Source organism: Ferruginibacter sp. SUN106 (assembly GCF_050611765.1).
Classification (GTDB): Bacteria; Bacteroidota; Bacteroidia; order Chitinophagales; family Chitinophagaceae; genus Ferruginibacter.
Genome location: NZ_JBODJC010000005.1, coordinates 224,449 through 243,164, shown reverse-complemented (window position 1 = coordinate 243,164; position 18,716 = coordinate 224,449). Strand labels below are relative to the sequence as shown.

The 18,716-nt window shown below is 38.8% G+C and carries 12 protein-coding genes; 6 read left to right on the top strand and 6 right to left on the bottom strand.

Going from position 1 to position 18,716, the window contains the following annotated elements:
* Positions 1-15 precede the first annotated feature (15 nt).
* Positions 16-2,091, bottom strand: coding sequence for a phenylacetic acid degradation bifunctional protein PaaZ (gene paaZ, locus ACQ334_RS20535; RefSeq protein WP_430990144.1), 2,076 nt, complete (start codon positions 2,089-2,091; stop codon positions 16-18).
* A gap of 101 nt (positions 2,092-2,192) precedes the next feature.
* Here paaZ and ACQ334_RS20530 point away from each other — a divergent pair, with 101 nt between their 5' ends.
* On the top strand, positions 2,193-2,381 hold the full coding sequence (locus ACQ334_RS20530; RefSeq protein WP_430990143.1) for a hypothetical protein: 189 nt from the start codon (positions 2,193-2,195) through the stop codon (positions 2,379-2,381).
* 1 nt (position 2,382) lies between these two features.
* Entirely contained in the window at positions 2,383-2,760 is a 378-nt protein-coding gene (locus ACQ334_RS20525; protein ID WP_430990142.1) for a type II toxin-antitoxin system death-on-curing family toxin, read from the top strand.
* On the opposite strand, the gene ACQ334_RS20520 is transcribed toward ACQ334_RS20525, so the two are convergent.
* Together ACQ334_RS20520 and ACQ334_RS20515 are read right to left on the bottom strand one after the other, a co-directional pair.
* Entirely contained in the window at positions 2,757-3,236 is a 480-nt protein-coding gene (locus ACQ334_RS20520) for a DUF1569 domain-containing protein (protein ID WP_430990141.1), read from the bottom strand. The genes ACQ334_RS20525 and ACQ334_RS20520 overlap by 4 nt on opposite strands.
* 83 nt (positions 3,237-3,319) lie before the next feature.
* A complete protein-coding gene (locus ACQ334_RS20515; RefSeq protein ID WP_430990140.1) occupies positions 3,320-3,895 on the bottom strand; it encodes an adenylate kinase in 576 nt (191 codons plus the stop codon).
* 144 nt (positions 3,896-4,039) lie between these two features.
* On the opposite strand from ACQ334_RS20515, the gene msrB reads away from it, so the two are divergent.
* The gene (msrB, locus tag ACQ334_RS20510; protein ID WP_430990139.1) at positions 4,040-4,579 is read left to right on the top strand and encodes a peptide-methionine (R)-S-oxide reductase MsrB; all 540 of its coding nucleotides are present in this window, start codon (positions 4,040-4,042) and stop codon (positions 4,577-4,579) included.
* 90 nt (positions 4,580-4,669) lie between these two features.
* Here the strand turns inward: msrB and ACQ334_RS20505 are convergent, their stop codons facing one another.
* The 3 genes from ACQ334_RS20505 to ACQ334_RS20495 all read right to left on the bottom strand — a co-directional run bounded on the left by ACQ334_RS20505 (position 4,670) and on the right by ACQ334_RS20495 (position 9,513).
* The gene (locus ACQ334_RS20505; protein ID WP_430990138.1) at positions 4,670-5,173 is read right to left on the bottom strand and encodes an OmpH family outer membrane protein; all 504 of its coding nucleotides are present in this window, start codon (positions 5,171-5,173) and stop codon (positions 4,670-4,672) included.
* Between the two features lie 78 nt (positions 5,174-5,251).
* Complete coding sequence (locus ACQ334_RS20500) at positions 5,252-7,456, bottom strand: DUF3857 domain-containing protein (RefSeq protein ID WP_430990137.1); 2,205 nt, start codon at positions 7,454-7,456, stop codon at positions 5,252-5,254.
* Positions 7,456-9,513, bottom strand: a complete 2,058-nt coding sequence (locus ACQ334_RS20495) for a transglutaminase-like domain-containing protein (RefSeq protein ID WP_430990136.1) — start codon at positions 9,511-9,513, stop codon at positions 7,456-7,458. Before ACQ334_RS20495 ends, ACQ334_RS20500 begins: the two co-directional genes overlap by 1 nt.
* Positions 9,514-9,658: 145 nt before the next feature.
* Between ACQ334_RS20495 and ACQ334_RS20490 the strand changes: the two genes are divergently transcribed.
* The 3 genes from ACQ334_RS20490 to ACQ334_RS20480 all read left to right on the top strand — a co-directional run bounded on the left by ACQ334_RS20490 (position 9,659) and on the right by ACQ334_RS20480 (position 18,675).
* Positions 9,659-12,820: a WD40/YVTN/BNR-like repeat-containing protein gene (locus ACQ334_RS20490; RefSeq protein WP_430990135.1), complete on the top strand. Its 3,162-nt coding sequence runs from the start codon at positions 9,659-9,661 to the stop codon at positions 12,818-12,820.
* 130 nt (positions 12,821-12,950) lie between these two features.
* The gene (locus tag ACQ334_RS20485) at positions 12,951-17,309 is read left to right on the top strand and encodes an FG-GAP-like repeat-containing protein (RefSeq protein WP_430990134.1); all 4,359 of its coding nucleotides are present in this window, start codon (positions 12,951-12,953) and stop codon (positions 17,307-17,309) included.
* 100 nt (positions 17,310-17,409) lie between these two features.
* Complete coding sequence (locus ACQ334_RS20480) at positions 17,410-18,675, top strand: pyridoxal phosphate-dependent aminotransferase (RefSeq protein WP_430990133.1); 1,266 nt, start codon at positions 17,410-17,412, stop codon at positions 18,673-18,675.
* Positions 18,676-18,716: the final 41 nt, after the last annotated feature.

Genomic DNA, 18,716 nt, shown 5'->3' with positions numbered 1-18,716 from the left:
ATATTTTTATAAAAGTTACTGATTTTTCTTTTTCACCATTGTTAAAATTGTAGCCACTCCGGTTATTTCATTGGTTTCATCTAAAAATTCCACCAGCCATTTTACAATACCTTTATCAATATCATCGCCACGTTTAAAATCTTCCGGTTTTTCAATTACTCTTTTATCGTTGGGTAATTTTTCTTTACAGGTAAAGCGGATGTATACTTCGGCCCCTGGATAAACCGGTTTTGTAAAACGTAATTCATCAATACCATAATTCAATAATACCGGGTTAATTTCATAACTATCTACAAACAAACCTGCAGCAATGCTCATTATAAAATAACCATGCGCCACTTGTTGTTCAAACATCGTGCCTGTAAAATCGGTGGTTTTAATATGGGCATAAAAATGATCGCCACTCAGGTCGGCAAATTTATCAATGTCTTCGCTGGTGATGGTTCTTTTATCGGTAATGATCTGGTCGCCAATTTCCAGTTCTTCAAAATATTTTTTAAACGGATGTTTGCCGGGGTCTTTTCCTTGGGCATTAGGTTGGTAAACATTTGTAATGGCGGTAATGGTTGTTGGCGAACCTTGTATTGCTGTTCGTTGCAGGTAATGTTTTACACCACGAATACCGCCCATTTCTTCGCCACCGCCAGCACGGCCGGGGCCACCATGCACCAATAACGGTAAGGGGGAGCCGTGGCCCGTACTTTCTTTAGCACATTCATTATTCAATACCAGGATTCTGCCGTGATGAGATGCTGCACCTACTACATATTGTTGTGCTGTTTTATAATTGGCAGTAACAATAGTAGATACCAGGCTTCCTTTACCGAGTTTACTTAAAGCAATAGCATCATCAATATTTTTATACGGCATGATGGTGCTAACCGGGCCAAAGGCTTCAATATTATGTGGCTCAGATGAGCTGTGCGGCGTATTATTCATTAATAAAACAGGAGAAAGAAAAGCGCCTTTGCTTGCATCGGCATCTATCACTTCCACACTATCCAAACTGCCATACACAATTTGTGAAGAAGCTAATAATTTTTGTACTTGTTCTTTCACTTCTTTGCGTTGTGTTTCTCCTGCAAGACTTCCCATTCTTACTTTTTCATTCAAAGGATTACCGATAGTGGTTTGTGAAAGCGATGCACCAATTGTTGTCCACATGGCTTCCATTTTATTTTCAGGTACAAATATTCTTCTTATACCGGTACATCTTTGCCCGGCTTTCAAAGTCATTTCACGTCTTACTTCTTTTACAAAAATATCCCACTCGGCTGTTCCCGGTACTGCATCTTCTCCTAATACAATACAATTCAAGCTATCTGCTTCCATTGTAAACGGCGTATTCTCTCTTAAAATATTAGGATTAGATTTCAGCATTAAGCCTGTTGCTGCGCTGCCAGTAAATGTTACCACATCCTGCGATGTTACATGATCTAACAAATCACCTGCACTGCCGCAGATCAGTTGCAAACTTCCTTCGGGTAAAATTTTTGAAGCAATAATTTCTTTCACCACCGCTTCGGTTAAATAACTGGTAACAGTTGCAGGTTTTACAATGCAGGGCATTCCTGCCAACAAGTTCACCGCAATTTTTTCCAGCATACCCCATACCGGAAAATTAAACGCATTGATATGTATGGCTACGCCTTCTTTTGGTGTAAGAATATGCGTACCCATAAAAGTATTATGCTTACTTAAATTATGGCTTTCGCCATCAATACAAAACACTTCATCAGGAAATTTTCTTCTCAGTGATGCATTGGCAAATAAGTTTCCGATCCCGCCTTCAATATCTACCCAGCTATCGGCTTTTGTTGCGCCTGTTTGATAACTTATGGCATAAAATTTATCCAGGTGATTTCTTAAATGCATAGCAAGCGCTTTCAACATATTGCCTCTTGCATGAAAAGTCATTTTGCGTAGTGCAGGATTGCCAACGGTTCTGGCATACTCAGCAATGGATTTAAAATCCAATCCTTTAGTACTTGCTGCACCAATTACATCTGCAGTAACGGCGTTGTATAAAAGTTGCCCGTCGCCATCGCCTGTTATCCAGTTGCCTGTGATATAGTTACCTAGTTTGTTCATGTAGAAATAATCGTTGTTTCAATACAAATTTACTATTTTAACAAGCAATGATTATTACTTAAAAATGAATTTAGTAAATTTGATCAATTAAATTATTTGATATGAGTATTGCAGAAATGAAGAAGCATGTTCACGAAAAAGTGGACGCTATGGAAGAAAATGAATTAAAATTGATTGCTGATTATATTGAATTAATTAACAAAGAGTCCACTGTCAGGATTTCTGTCATTTCTCATGCAATGGAAATAATAAAAGAAAGAAGTAGCGTATTAGATAAATTAGCCCAATAGCATGATTAGTAAAGAAGAAGTCTTAATTATTCACAATGAAGTTGTTTCAACCCATGGAGGAGCAAATGGAATTCGAGAAATAAGTGGATTGGAATCAGCTATTTCCCGTCCATTTCAATTATTTGAAGGAGTAGAGTTATACACTTCCGTTTTTGAAAAAGCTGCTGCAATTGACGAAAGCATTATTATGAACCATCCTTTTATAGACGGGAATAAAAGGACGGGATATGTATTAATGGAAACTATTTTAAGAATAGAGGGATTAAAAATTAATGCTTCTGATGAATTTTTATACTCTTTTATTATACAAATAACAACTGGCGAAATTCGATTTGAGCAAATCGTTGAATGGCTGAAACAAAACACCAGCTCTCTTTAATTTTCTGCACCCATCAATCCAAACTGCTTTGCATGATGTACCACATGTTTATAATGCAGTAAAACCCATTCTTCAAAATTAAGTTCGCCAAATACAGGGTGTAAAGTGGTTTTATAATCGTCGCCTTTAAAATATTCCACAAATTCATCAATACTTTGTTGCAGTGCGTTAATGGCTTCTTCTATTGTATTGGTTCTTACGGGCAAAGGATCTTCTCCAATTACAGAAGTAGGCGCTTTTGTATTTTCCCTGAACTCTTTATCGCTTAATAAAAAAGCTTTCAGTTTGGGTAAATGTTCCGATGGAGATACTAAAGGAAAATGCAGTTTATTGGAAGACACTTTAAAAAAACCAGTTACATGCTCTATCATTTGCTGTGCATTCATCTTGCCCCATTTACCCTGACTACTGGCAGATAAATTATGCAGCAGCAAAGGAAACTGACGTTGTATAAAATCCAGTTTTGTTGTATCCATATAGCTTCTTTAGTAGCACAATGTAAATAAAAAAAGCATTCCGCCAATTGGCGGAATGCTTTGTAATAATGATTTTATTGCCGTTATATTCTTTGGTCTATTTCTGCACTCAATGATTTAAAAATATCATCCACTGATCCTTCTCCTTTTACCATCACCACTTTATCGAAATTGTAGTAGTAATCTGCCACTACTGCCGTTTTGTTGCGGTATTCAATAATTCTTGCCCTTATCACATTTTCGTTTGTATCATCGCTACGGCCGCTGGTTTCACCACGTTTCATTAATCTTTTAACCAGTTCTTCTTCGCTTACATTTAAAGCCAGCATTACAGCTATTGAAGTTTTTTTAAGTTCCAGTAATTTATCCAGTGCTTCTGCCTGCGCAGGCGTACGGGGAAAGCCGTCAAATAAAAAGCCTTTAGCATTTGGGTTGGCATCCAGGGCAGAGCTTATCATACCTATCACCACTTCATCCGGAACCAGCTGGCCCTTATCCATAATTTTTTTTGCTTCCACACCTAATGGTGTCTGGCTGGCAATTTCGCTGCGTAACAGATCGCCGGTGCTCAGGTGTTTTAATCCGTACTTTGCAATTAGTTTTTCGCTTTGCGTTCCCTTGCCGCTGCCGGGTGGCCCAAACAGTATTAAATTAAACATATTTACTTGCTTGCCTTATGATGTAAGCAAATATAATATACGAACTTTAAATATCCTTTAACAATTGAAAGAAACTGTTGAAAATCTTTAAGTATGCCTGTTACGTATATTTAAAACCTTTTATAAACAGGTTTGTTATTAAGTATGAAGATTATAATTTCCTTATCATTAGTAATGGTAGTTTTGTTAGCTGCCTGCAATACTAATTCAGATAAAAAAAGTAAAATAAACAGTATGGATACTTCGCAAAAACAAAACCCCGTGTTCTCCACTACCGACACGGGTAAAGTAGAAATCGGCAACGATGAGTGGAAAAAGATCTTACCTAAAGACGTATATGAAATTGCCAGGGAAAAAGGGACCGAAAGGGCTTTTACCGGAAAATATTACGAACATAAAGAAATAGGCACTTACCATTGTGCCGCTTGCGGCAACCCGCTTTTTCGCAGTAATGGCAAGTTTGAAAGCAGCTGCGGCTGGCCCAGTTTTTTTGAGCCCATCAGTAAAGGCAGCATTATTTATGCTCCTGATAATACTTATGGTATGAAGAGGACTGAAGTAATGTGCGGCAGGTGTAAAAGCCATTTAGGCCATGTATTTGAAGATGGTCCGCCACCAACAGGCTTACGCTATTGCATCAATTCAGTAATTCTTGATTTTGAAAAGAAAGAAGACGATAAGTAATAACCGACTTATAAAAAATACAAAACCCGGTGTTAAACCGGGTTTTGTATTTAATTCAGTTGTTTTAAAACGCAATAGAAAAACGGGTGATTATTTTATACCTAATTTCTTTTTAACCTTGTCTGTAATATCGTCTCCCGGAGGATAAACAATCATCTGATCTTTATAAGCCACATGGGTGTAGCCATTTTCTTTAGCCACATCCTGTACCGCCTTAATTAATTTTTCCCGAATAGGCTTTACCAGTTTTTCTCTTTCTGCATCAATGGCGCTGTTATTCTGTTGTTCTTTGCCCGATAATGAACTGATACGGTTTTGAAAATCTGTTTTCTTGATATTCTTTAAAGAAAGCGTCATGTTTACAGAATCGATGTAGAACTTTTCTATATCGGCACTTAATTCTTTTTGCATATAAGCATAATTATCTGCCAGTTCCTTTTGAAATACCATCAGCAAACTGTCCGCTTTTTTAGCTTCGGGCATCATACCAAATATATCTTCCACACTTACTACTGCTACTTTTGATTGAGCTATACTTATTTTGCTGGAGCAAACACATAATAATATACATACTGCAGTTATACTTTTTTTCATAAGCGTTGTTTTATTTACAGGAATTTATAAATAATAAAGCTACAAATTCCCTCAATAATTTTTCATTTGTACAAACGATCAATTCTTTTTTAACAATATTTTTCTCTGGCTGAAATTATAGGCCGCATCAATAAATTCAAGCATCTTTCCAAAATCTTCTTTTTTTACTTTAGTTTGCTTGTATATTTTTTTGATGTTTAATTTAAGCACTGTACCCTCAATGGTTGCTTTGGTAATAAAAGCACCGGTTTCATTTTCCACACTCTGGTTTAAACCGGCCAAACCCTTTACAGTAAATCCTGCAGGAATGGTATAATTGATATCCCATGTAAGTGTGTGCGGATAGCGAACATCAATATCATACTTTCTTATTCTGTCTTCGGGCTTTACCTGGTATTGACCACCCATCAGCAGCGGTACATTTACTAAATAGTTTTTACCCGCTTTCCTGGTAAGATCGCCCAGTACAAATTTTTCAGTGTATTTTAATTCCTGTTTATTAAATGTTCTGCCATCGGTTACCAATGTAAAATTATCATAGCTCACCACATTGCTGTATTCATTCTGCAACTGCCGCTTCATGTACTCCGGTTTGCGTTTTTTAAATTCTTCTTTTTTTGCAAATATTAACCGGTCAATCTCTTCTCTTTTTTTATCAGATAACTGATCAAGATCATTATCGCCATAGTAAGCCAGGTAGTCTACATCGTACACATTGGTATAAGCCAGTGCTGCTCCTTCATTATCATGTTTGGAAATACCTTTAAAAGATGATGTAGTGGTGATATTTGTTTTTTCAAGGTTAGCATCCATCGTGGCTTCAATAACAGTATTGTTATAATTTTCTTCAGGCGTGGTAAGCGGCAAAGTAACAGCAGTGGCCGTTGGATTTTTTCCTAAAGTAATTACATATGCTTCGTTACCTAAATAGTCATCTTTAAAATCAAATGGGTTAGAGTTAGCAGAGAAGTTAAATACATATTTATTTTTAACCCTTACCAACCATTGCAATTCGGTACCAAAAATTACGTTATCCATGCCTGTGGTACTGTTATCTGTAGTAATGATCAATTCGGCAGGCAAGCCTTTCTTTTTTAGTTTTTCCAGCATTACATAAGCAAAAAACTGGCTACCCAGGCGTCTTCCATATAAGCCGTTAGTGTGTCGTAACACATAATATACTCTCTTGATAAAATCTTCATCTCCTGCATCGTAAGCTTCGTACTTACGTAAGTAATATTCTGTCTGGCTTAACAAACCTGTTGTATATGCTGCTAAGATATTATCCTGTGTCAGTTTTTTTCCTGCACCGGCATCCATCTTATCATAAATACCATTTACTTTTTTTGCCAGTTCATCGGGTGTGATAGATTTTTTTAATTCGCCCCTGTCACTAATAAACAAATCGGTAGCATCATTATTTTTAGAATAGATGATTTGAAATTTGGTCATTGGCAAAGCCAGGTATTCATTTACCCAGCGGGTATCTTTTATTTTTTCCCTGTCATTATCCTGCCATGTAAATACTTTATAACCACCTGCACTGCTTTCTTTAAACTCCGGCGCTCCGTTAATAGATTTACTGTTTACATAACTTCTTTCATCAGTATTAATTTCAAATTTCTGGCTTACTACCGGGTAACCTCTATGGCATAAATAGTATACCGGGTCAAACTCCAGCGAATTCATTTTGGCCACATCATTGTCATTAAAAACAGTGCTGGCATAATCAATAATATCACCGGGTTCTAAATTAGATACGGCCAGTTTAAAATAAATATTTTCACTTTTGGTTTTGTTTTTAATGGTGCTTTGCTTTTCAAAATACGGTGTAAACGTACCAGGTACATCATCATTATCTTCTACCAGTACTGCAGTTAATAAAGAAACGGTATCTACTGTGCCGTCTGCTTTTATAATATGTAATGCAAAACCATCGTTTTCGTGTCCCCTTCTGAAATAAAATTCAGAATAACTGTTTACACCATCTTTATCCAGCAATTTAATTTTGCGGTGTGTGGTTTCATATACGTTCAGTTTATCGGCACCGGAACCTTTATCAAAAACAAATTTTACTTTTTGTGCAATGATAACACCAGAGAAACCTTTCCATTTTTCAGGTACCTGGTTGCTGCTGAAATCTGCATCAGCTTCTTTCCATACAGCGTCCATATTAGATTGCAGCCTGTTGGCAAAATCTTCTTTTATCGTTTGTGCAAATGCGGCTGTATTGATGAACACAGCAAGCATTAAAAATTTTATATTGAGGAGTTGTTTTTTCATTACTGGTGTTTTATGGGTGTGGTTTTGGCTGGAGTTGTTTTTACCGGTGTTTTTGCAGGAGCTGTTTTTACGGGAGCCGCTTTTACCGGTGCTGCAGGTACTTCTTTTGGTGCAATATAGTTAGGATCTTTTTCCACCATTACTATATTGTTATTGAAGTCTTTTAATTTTTTCAGGAAATCTTTCCAGTTGGTAAAGTCGTCTTTTTTAATAGTGCCGGTTTTTATAGCCAGAGATTTTTTCAAAATAATTTTATCTCCCTGTTGGGTGTAGCTGCCGCTAAAACCATAATCATTTGCCTGTTGTGTAAAGGCTTCGGGCAAGTCTTTAATTTTGTAGCCCGGTACACTTAATTCAATTTCATCTTCGGCTGTATAAATACGATCAAACTCATAAGGGTTAACTCTTTTTTCATCTGGCGTAAAGCCGGTTAATTTTCTTGGAAAAAAATCTATCCCTGCGTACACTTCTTTATCTTCCCTGATAATATTGTTGCTCAGGTCAATATCACCTTCTATCACCACCGGAATTTCACGGTTGGAGAGATCAGATGTTTTTACATTGCTTACATTTAAATTATCATTTCCAAATTCAAGTATTCTTTGCAGCACTTCTTTCTTACGGTCGGTAGGCAGTTCCTGGAAATATTGGTGAAAGCCTGTTCTCTCTTCTCCTGAAAAAGTAACTTTTAAATGGCCTTTTAAAATATTGTCATTTAAAGTAAAAGACGCCTGCGTTAAAATTTTATTTTGATTAATATCTGCAACAGGTACTTTTATTATCTGGTGTTCGGCACCTTTGCCTACCATGGCTTCTTTACCTTGTATGCGGTAAGCATATTCACCAATGGGAACATAGTTTTCGGTAGCATCTAAAAAATAAGTTTTACCAGCAATAAACACAGTAGAGATACAATGATTATCCACACACAAAGACGGGATAGCATACGTATAAGGTAAATGTTTGGTGCCTATCCATGTCATGTGTGCATCAAGGCCCGCAAGTTTCAGCATTTCGGTAACTAAATTAGCCATGCCTTTACAATCGCCATATTTATTTTTAAACACATCCTGCACCGTTTGTGGTACAAAACCGGCATAACCATCTTCAAATGCTATGTAACGGATATTATCCTGTACCCAATAAAAAATTGCTCTTGCTTTATCAAGGTCGTTACTTTTTCCTCTTACCAGTTCATCTACTTTTGGTTTTAAGGTAGCCGTTTTATTATCTGCTTTTGAGTAGAGGTATTGATACCATTTATACAGATCACCGGCATTTTCAAATCCTTTTTGTTGTGCACCATCTGCAGTAAATGATTTTACCAGCACAATAATATGCGGATAAGTATAACCGATAGGCAGTGCATTGTCTTCGCTGGCAAATGGCGGCAGGTCTTTCATTTTAAAAGTGTACACGGTTTTCTTACCTTCTGTTTCAGTAGATTTGGTAACCGTGTTGCCTGCAAAATTCATTTCTCTGAAATCGAGTTGTATATCGGAGGGTACTTTAAAACGGATTATTTTTTCGCTGGTAGCATATTGGCTGTGAAACATTACCCGGGTTAAATATTTAGCATCCTTAATTTCTTTTTCTACTTCCACCATAGCGCCCATGCCCATTTTAGGAATGATGATATTGAAATATTTTACACGGCTGTCATCATAAAAAATATCACCGGATGTTGCTGATTTATCAATCGGTTTATTTTTAGCCGTATAGTTTACAAATGAATTACCCGATTTGTAATACTGCTTTATTTTGGTGATGGCTGAAAATTTATTGTAAAATTCGCCGTACTGCACCATCGTAGCTTCACGTAAAGAAATGAATTGTACCCGCTGGTTCATTAGTGCCATTACCACGGGACCGTTACCATCGCCTTTACCAACAGTAAAGTCGTATTCTTCAATGTCAGAAACCACAGCTGACCTTTCATCGGGGTATTTTCTTTTTAAGCGATAGGCAGTAGCCTCATCATCATCGCTTACCTGGGCTTTTATTGGTGGGGTTAAAAATAAAAAGGCCGTGAGTAGTAACAGGAAAATTTTTTGCATACAGATTTTTTAGGGAATTATAGTATTATGAAAATAAGCAATTAATAGATGCCGCATCACAAAAATTACATAGAATTTCCGCCTGTATAATTATTTTGTATTAGCTGCGTTTTTTTTGCACCTTCATGTACCTAAACTACAATTCATGAATAAATCTAACGTGCTGTACGGCCTGATATTGCCTTTGTTATTAACTACCACAGCTGTAGCACAAAAAGTAAACCCCGATCAGTTTAAGAACATGAAAGCCCGTAGTATCGGGCCCGCAGGTATGAGCGGCCGTGTAACTTCGATAGATGCTTTATACAGTAATCCTAATATCATTTACCTGGGTACTGCAAGTGGCGGTGTTTGGAAAACAGAAAACAGCGGGGCTAAATGGGAACCCATTTTTGATGAACAACCCATTTTAAATATTGGTGCTGTTGCTGTACAACAATCTAACCCTTCTATATTGTGGGTGGGTACCGGCGAAGGTAATCCCCGTAACTCTATCAATATCGGTGGTGGCATTTTCAAAAGTTTAGATGGTGGTAAAAACTGGAAAGCAATGGGCCTGGAAAAAACCAAAAACATTCACCGTATTATTATTGATCCTGTTAATCCCAATACCATTTACGTTGCGGCCATTGGCAATCCTTATGCGGAGCATCCTGAACGTGGCGTTTATAAAACTACTGATGGCGGTGATACCTGGAATTTAATTTTACACACCAATGACAGCAGTGGTTGTGCCGATTTAATTATTGACCCATCCAACCCCAATAAATTAATTGCTGCCATGTGGCAACACCGCCGTACACCTTATAGCTTTACCAGTGGCGGCGCAGGTAGTGGTTTATACATTACTTATGATGCCGGTAAAAACTGGAAAAAATTGGGTAAAGAAGAAGGACTGCCCGAAGGTAATTATGGCCGCATTGGTTTAACCATTTGCAACAGCGAACCCAAACGCATTTATGCCATGGTGGAAGCTACTAAAAACGGTTTGTATAAAACTGATGATGGTGGTTTTAAATGGGAGCTGGTAAACAGCAATAAAAGCGATGTTACCAACAGGGCTTTTTATTTCCAGGATATTCGTGTGGATCCAAAAAATGAAAATCGTTTATACAATATCACTCAAACCATTACGGTAAGTGAAGATGGTGGTAAAAGTTTCCGGACGGTTATTCCCTATGCCGGCATTCATCCCGATCATCATGCTTTCTGGATAAATCCCAACGATCCTAATTTTATTATTGATGGTAATGACGGTGGTATTGGCATCAGCAGGGATAAGGGAAAGAACTGGATCTTCAGCGAACAGATCCCTGTAGGGCAATTTTATCATATTAATACCGACAATAAAATTCCTTATAACGTAATGGGTGGTATGCAGGATAATGGCAGCTGGCGTGGGCCCGCCTACACCTGGACCAATAGCGGTATCAGAAATTTTTACTGGAATAATGTTGGTGGCGGCGATGGTTTTGATGCATCACCCGATCCTGACAATAACGATTGGGTATATGCTATGAGCCAGGAAGGTGAATTACAAAAAACCAATGTGGTAACCGGTGAAGATATGTACCTGAAGCCGCCTACACCCGATGCAAAAACTTATTTACGCTTTAACTGGAATGCTGCTTTTGCACAAGACCCCATTGATTCAAAAACCATTTATTTCGGTAGCCAGTTTTTACACAAAAGCAGCAACAAAGGTTTAACATGGGAAATTATTTCACCTGATCTTACTACTGATAATAAAGTGCAGCAAAACCAGGAAAATAATGGCGGCCTTTCTGTAGATATTACCGGCGCAGAAAATTATAATACTATTCTTTGTATTGAACCCTCTGCTAAAGACAATAAAATAATATGGATAGGCACCGATGATGGCAATGTGCAATTGTCGAAAGATGGCGGTAAAACCTGGACCAATTTCAGAGGTAAAATTCCGGGTATGCCTGTAGGTGCGTGGGTACCGCAGATAAGGGCCAGCCGCTATAATGCAGGCGAGGCATTTGTAGTGTGCAATGATTACCGCAGGGGAGATTTTAAGCCTTATATTTTCCGCACCAAAAACTTTGGGCAAACATGGGAAAGAATGCTTGACGAAAACAAAGTGAAAGGTTATGCATTGTGTATGATCCAGGATCCAACAGAACCCAATTTAATTTTTGCTGGTACAGAACAGGGCCTTTGGATAAGTTTTGATAATGGCGCCAGTTTTCAGCAATGGAAAAACGGGTATCCTTCTGTTTCTACTTACGACCTGGCCATACAGGAAAGAGAAGCGGATCTTTGTATTGCTACTTTTGGCAGGGCATTATATATTATTGATGATATCAGGGCTTTAAGAAAAGTGGCTGCCAATACTGGTGCTGCATTTATAAAAACTCTTACCGTGTTTGAAGCACCTGCATCTTACCAAGCTAATTATAAATCGGCACCAGGTTATGAGTGGAGTACCTGGGGTTTGTATGAAGGGCAAAACAGGAACCGTGGTGCTGCTTATTCTTTTTTTGTAAAAACACCGGCGAAAGCTGATTCATCAAAGAAGATAAAAATTGATTCTGCCACAGTAAAAATTTATACCGGTGCTAATGAATTAATAAGAACAATAAGAATGAAAGTAGATACAGGCTTTAACAGAAACTATTGGAATTACGAAACCAGGGGCATTCGTCAACCGGGCTCAGCAAAACCTAAAAGCGATTTGCCCGAACCTGTTAATTTTTCGATGAGTGTTTATCCCGGTACTTATAAATTAGTAATGACGATGGGTGCAACAAGTGATTCTACTATGCTGGTGGTAAATGCAGATCCTAATGTACCCAATGATAAACAGGTATACGATGCAAAAATGTTGTTACTAAAACGCCTGGATAAAAGTACCACCAGGTTAACCGATGTAACCGATCGTTTAACAGAAGCAGAAGAAACCATTGCCAAAATTGAAGCCCAGTTTAAAAACGTAGAAGGCAAAGAAGTGGATAGTTTAATAAAAACCGGCAAAGCCATGGCAGATTCTATAAAGAGTATCCGTAATTTTATTTTTGGCAAGCCGCAGGAAAAGCAGGGTTATGGTTCTCCCTACCAACTAACTGTAAACGAAAAACTGCAAACCGCAAGAGGTGCTGTAACCAGTAAAAATAAAATACCCGATGCCCAGGAATTTAACCAGGCAGAAATTGCAGAAACATTAATTACACAGGCTGTTGAAAAAGCCAATACTTTTTTCACTACCAAATGGGTGGCCTATCAAAAATTAGCTGAAGCCACACCGTTGAAAATTTTTAAAGAATACAGAGTGGTAGAATAAAAATAATTTATTCGTTTGCAAATAAAGCAGCGTCCATTGTGATGCTGCTTTATTTTTTATTATATTTACCCTAGCTGCCAAAACCCTAAAGAATACTTTTCCTCTTTTCTGAATACTAAAACAATTTAGGATGCATAAAGTATTTTTTTTAGCTGCTGCCATTGCAGTACTCCCTCTGCCACAGCATTTTTTTTCGGATAGTTTTAAGGAGGTTTCACCAAGGTCCGATTTTGTCTTTACGTTAAAAAATACCCCTGCGGGAAATCCTTTTGAATGTAAAAAAAGCAACACTGTTGATACCAGCGCATTAAAACAAAGCGACTGGTATGCCGGCGTTTTAAAAAACATTGGGGAAAGTGAATACAGGATAAATTTTGACAAAAACGTACAACAATATATTGCCCCCAATCGTAAACAAAATTTAAGAGCGTTTTATACCAGTAACCAGTTTACAGTAACTCCCCGTAATGATAGTGCCGATAAGTGGAAACTAACCCTTACCCTAAATGGTATTTATGCAGGATCAGATCAGTTATTTGCCCCGGCACAACAACCGCAGATAAACCAAAGCGGACAAAGCATACAATTCAATAACAACAACGATTTTATTACTGAGTATATCAATAATAAAGAAGGGATAAGGCAAAACTTTATTATCAACAGGCAACCAGCAGGTAATCCTGAAAAATTATCTATACGGATGCAGGCCAATAAAGGCTGGTTCATCAACAAAACAAACAATACAGAAATTCAATTTGCAAAAGCTTCTGAAAAGGGTTATGCCAAAAAGTTAACCTATAACGATTTAAAAGTGTGGGATGCCAATCATACTCCACTGGTCGCCTCTTTTGCAGTAAAAGAAAATACTATCAGCATTAATGTAGATACAAAAAATGCCGTGTATCCTGTTACGATAGACCCGCTTTCTACCACACCTGCGGCAATGGTGGAATCTAACCAGGTGAATGCTGGTCTGGGTGTTTCTGTTGCTTCTGCAGGAGATGTGAATGGCGATGGGTATAGCGATATGATAGTAGGGGCTCATTTATTTGACAATGGACAAATTGATGAAGGTGCCGCATTTGTTTATCATGGCTCAGCTACGGGTATAAGTACAGTAGCGGCAGCAATGATGGAATCTAACCAGGCCGGCGCCAACTTTGGTATTGTTTCAGGCGCTGGTGATGTAAATGGGGATGGGTATAGCGATGTTATTGTAGGAGCTGGATCTTATGATAACGGACAAACTGATGAAGGTGCTGCATTTATTTATCATGGATCGGCTACGGGTATCAATACTACAGCTGTAGCAATGGTGGAATCTAACCAGGCAAATGCAACCATGGGAGTTTCTGTAGCTGGTGCCGGAGATGTGAATGGCGATGGGTATAGTGATGTTATTGTTGGCGCTTATTTTTATGATAACGGGCAAACCGATGAAGGTGCTGCATTTGTGTATCATGGTTCTGCAACTGGTATCAATACTACAGCTGCTGCAATGATGGAACCAAACCAGGCTGGTGCCAATTTTGGCCGTTCTGTAGCCGGTGCCGGAGATGTAAACGGCGATGGGTATAATGATGTTATTGTTGGTGCCTGGTATTATAGCAATGGTCAGGCTAACGAAGGTGCTGCATTTATTTATCTTGGATCAGCAGCGGGAATAAATACTACCGCAGCAACTGTAGTAGAATCAAACCAGGCTGATGGTAATATGGGTGTTTCTGTTGCATCTGCCGGCGATGTAAATGGTGATGGGTATAGCGACGTTATTGCCGGTGCCTATTTTTATGATAACGGGCAAACTGATGAAGGTGTTGCATTTGTTTATCATGGTTCAGCAGCAGGAATTAGTACAACCGCTGCAATTATGTTAGAGTCAAACCAGAATGCATCACGCTTTGGCGCAGCTGTGGCCTGCGCAGGTGATGTAAATGGCGATGGATACAGCGATATAATTGTGGGTGCTTATTTTTATGATAACGGACAAACTGATGAAGGTGCTGCATTTGTGTACCAGGGTTCGCCAACCGGTATTAGTAATGTAATTGCTGCTACTTTAGAATCTAACCAGTCGGGTTCTTTATTTGGTCTTGCGGTTGCAAGTGCAGGCGATGTAAATGGTGATGGTTACAGCGACGTAATTGTGGGTGCTTTCAATTACGATAATGGGGAAACTGATGAAGGAGCGGCATTCGTTTACCACGGCAGTTCCAATGGTTTGTCTGCTGCACAAACCCGTACACTCAGCCCCGACAGCCAAAACCAGGCTGGTATTGGCGATGCAGTTGCTGGTGCAGGTGACGTAAATGGCGATGGGTACAGTGATGTAATAATTGGAGCATCAGCATATGACGACGGGCTTAACACAGATGAAGGCAGAGCCTGGGTATACTATGGACATGCCACCGGTTTATCGGCCACACCCGATGTTACGCTTGATGATGCTAACCTGGCAGGTTCATTTTTTGGATATTCAGTGGCCAATGCCGGCGATATAAACGGTGATGGATACAGTGATGTGATTGTAGGAGCTATTTTTTATGATGGCGAAAAAGGCCGGGCCTTTGTATATTATGGTCATGCGGCAGGCTTATCAACCATAGCTGACCTTTCACTTGATGATGCAAACCAGCCTGGTGCAAGGTTTGGTGTTACTGTTTCCGGCGCAGGCGATGTAAACGGTGACGGATACAGCGATGTTATTATTGGAGCTTACTTGTATGATGACCCCAGTCCGGCAAATACCAACGAAGGCCGTGCATACGTGCATTATGGAAGTGCCGGAGGTCTGTCTGTTGCAGCAAATGTTACACTTTCCGATGCTGACCAGGCAAATGCATATCTTGGAAATTATGTTGCTTCTGCCGGCGATGTAAATGGTGATGGATACAGTGATGTAGTTGTTGGTGCAAGCGGGTATGATGATACTTTTGCAGATGAAGGTGTGGCATTTATTTATTTTGGTAGTGCTGCCGGATTATCTGCCACACACAATCAAATGCTTGATGATGCAAATGTAACAGGAGCAGGCTTTGGAATCCGGGTAGCAAGTGCCGGGGATGTAAATGGTGATGGATTTGCAGATGTAGTAGTTACCTCAATTGCCTGGGATGGTGAAAAGGGCCGGGGTTGGGTATACTATGGGCATGCTGTAACCGGGTTATCAGCTACCCCGGATGTTATTTTGGATAATACCAGCGGCAATCCGTTAGACCGTATGGGTTATGGCGTTTCAACCGCAGGCGATGTAAATGGTGATGGATATAGTGATGTGATTATTGGCATACCGCAGCACACCACCACCTTTCCGGAAGATGGCCGGGCTTATATATATTACGGCAGCGCAACAGGTTTGTCTAATACTCCTGGTATGATACTTAACGACGCATCCGAAGCTCACGAATTTTTTGGTGGTGCTATAGCCTGTGCCGGCGATATTAATGGTGATGGCTATAGTGATGTAATTGTTGGTGCCGATCATGGCAGTTGGGCAAGTCCAATTGGTGGGCGGGCATACGTTCACAATGGAAACAATCTTATTGCCAACAAACGTAATAACCTTCGTCTCTACAATACCGATCTTACCACGCCCATTAACAGCAGTAATTTTCCTATAGGCAATTTTGGAGCTGGCTTATTTGCAAAATCTTTTTTAGGCAGGAATAAAGGAAAACTGGTTTGGGAAACCAGGCTTAATTACAATGCTTTCAGTGGTGTTCCTATTACTAACAGTGCTTTCTTTACCGCACAACAGGCTGCTTATACTGATCTTGGTTTAACCGGTACCGAACTTAAAAACAGTATTGCAAAAATTACGGGCAGTGGTAAATTCACCAAGCTAAGGGCAAGGGTTAAATACAATCTCTCCACAGCCATCACGGGCCAGGTTTACGGGCCATGGCGTTATGTATCGCCGATAATTGATGGCAACCTCCTTGGCGCATTACCTATTGAATTAATTTCTTTTAATGCTGAATGGTTACAAAAAGGAAAAACAGCCCAATTACATTTTACTACAGATAAAGAAAGCGGTACCTGTTGTTTTGATATAGAAAAAAGTATGGATGGTTTTAATTTTACTGTCATCGGAACTGTAATGGCAAGAAATATTGCCGGCATCCAGTCGTATAATTTTATTGATAACGATGCTCTTAATAAAAATCAATTTTACCGCTTAAAAATAAAAGGCAGTAATGGGCAAATTGTATATAGCAATATCCAGCACCTGCAAAATAATACGGCTACAGAAATCCTGGTATTTCCTAATCCAACAACAGATGTGTTGCAATTGCAGTTAAATAAAGTGTATGATAAAATGATTGTGCAAATTGTAAATAGTACCGGGCAAATTGTACAGCAACTCAACAACCTTTCTGTTTTAAATCAAATAATAAAAATACCTGTAAGCAACTTACCTTCTGGTAATTACTGGTTGCGTTTGCAAAGCGGTGCAGAAAAACAGGTATTGCAATTTGTAAAACAGTAATTGTTTACAATAACTTGTAAAAAGAGAACCGTTTAGCAACGGTTCTCTTTTTTGTTATACCCACCTTTAAAATTTACTTTTGTGGCCTAATTGAAAGGATATGAGTGCAACTAAACTAAGCCAGCTGGCAGAAACTTTAATAGGATCGGAAATTGTAAGCCTGGGCGCCGCAATTAAAGAAAAAATAAAACAAGGTGATAAAATTTATAATTATACCGTAGGCGATTTTGATGCCGCAGTTTTTCCTATACCACAGGCATTGGAAAACGAAATTGTAAACGCTTATAAAAATCATCATACTACTTATCCACCAGCAGAAGGTATACTGGAATTGCGTGAAGCGGTGGCTGATTTTCTTGCTGCAAGAGAAGGGCTTACTTATGCTACCAACGAAATTATGATTGCAGCCGGTGGCAGACCACTGATCTACGCTGCATTCAGGGCTATTGTTGATAAAGGCGATAAAGTGATTTACCCCGTACCCAGCTGGAATAATAATCACTATGTACATTTTACCGAAGGCGAACATGTATTGATTGAAAGTAAGCTGGAAAATAATTTTATGCCTACAGCAGAGCAAATTCAACCTCACTTAAAAGGTGCTACTTTGCTGGCTTTATGTTCTCCGTTAAATCCTACCGGTACCACTTTTACAAAAAAAGAACTGTCAGCTATTTGCGACCTCGTAATTGCAGAAAATGAACAACGTGGTGCCAATGAAAAACAATTGTTCTTATTATACGATCAGATATACTGGACCTTAACTTTTGGAGAAACTGAACATTACAACCCGGTTTCTATCAACCCTAAAATGAAAGCTTACACTATTTTTATTGATGGTATCAGTAAAGCATTTGCTGCTACCGGCGTAAGGGTAGGCTGGAGTATGGGACCAAAAAATTTAATTGATAAAATGAAAGCCATTAACAGCCATGTAGGCGCATGGGCTCCCATGGCTGAGCAAAAAGCTGTAGCAAATTATTTAACGCAAACAGAAAATATCGATACTTATTTCAGCAACTTTAAAGCAGCTATTGAAGAACGTTTACAGAGTATCTACAACGGTTTTATACAATTAAAAAAAGAAGGCTTTGCAGTTGATGCTGTAGCACCGCAAGCAGCTATTTATCTCACCATACAAATAAACCTGGTGGGTAAAAAAACTGCAACAGGAAAAATTTTAGCCACACAAAGCGACGTTACCCAATACATTTTAGATGAAGCCAAAATTGCCATTGTACCTTTTTATGCATTTGGCGCAGGTAAAGACAGCAGCTGGTATCGCTTAAGTGTTGGAACCTGTAAAACTGAAGAGATCAATGAAATGCTGGAAAAATTAAGAGCAGCATTAAGCCAATTGTCTTAATAATTTTTTCGTGAAAATAAAATTGCGGAGTTTTTTTAAAA

What these genes read in the sequence shown, in the direction of transcription:
- paaZ (WP_430990144.1), bottom strand. Translation starts at nt 2,091, where the DNA reads ATGAACAAACTAGGTAACTATATCACAGGCAACTGGATAACAGGCGAT.
- ACQ334_RS20530 (WP_430990143.1), top strand. Translation starts at nt 2,193, where the DNA reads ATGAGTATTGCAGAAATGAAGAAGCATGTTCACGAAAAAGTGGACGCT.
- ACQ334_RS20525 (WP_430990142.1), top strand. Translation starts at nt 2,383, where the DNA reads ATGATTAGTAAAGAAGAAGTCTTAATTATTCACAATGAAGTTGTTTCA.
- ACQ334_RS20520 (WP_430990141.1), bottom strand. Translation starts at nt 3,236, where the DNA reads ATGGATACAACAAAACTGGATTTTATACAACGTCAGTTTCCTTTGCTG.
- ACQ334_RS20515 (WP_430990140.1), bottom strand. Translation starts at nt 3,895, where the DNA reads ATGTTTAATTTAATACTGTTTGGGCCACCCGGCAGCGGCAAGGGAACG.
- msrB (WP_430990139.1), top strand. Translation starts at nt 4,040, where the DNA reads ATGAAGATTATAATTTCCTTATCATTAGTAATGGTAGTTTTGTTAGCT.
- ACQ334_RS20505 (WP_430990138.1), bottom strand. Translation starts at nt 5,173, where the DNA reads ATGAAAAAAAGTATAACTGCAGTATGTATATTATTATGTGTTTGCTCC.
- ACQ334_RS20500 (WP_430990137.1), bottom strand. Translation starts at nt 7,456, where the DNA reads ATGAAAAAACAACTCCTCAATATAAAATTTTTAATGCTTGCTGTGTTC.
- ACQ334_RS20495 (WP_430990136.1), bottom strand. Translation starts at nt 9,513, where the DNA reads ATGCAAAAAATTTTCCTGTTACTACTCACGGCCTTTTTATTTTTAACC.
- ACQ334_RS20490 (WP_430990135.1), top strand. Translation starts at nt 9,659, where the DNA reads ATGAATAAATCTAACGTGCTGTACGGCCTGATATTGCCTTTGTTATTA.
- ACQ334_RS20485 (WP_430990134.1), top strand. Translation starts at nt 12,951, where the DNA reads ATGCATAAAGTATTTTTTTTAGCTGCTGCCATTGCAGTACTCCCTCTG.
- ACQ334_RS20480 (WP_430990133.1), top strand. Translation starts at nt 17,410, where the DNA reads ATGAGTGCAACTAAACTAAGCCAGCTGGCAGAAACTTTAATAGGATCG.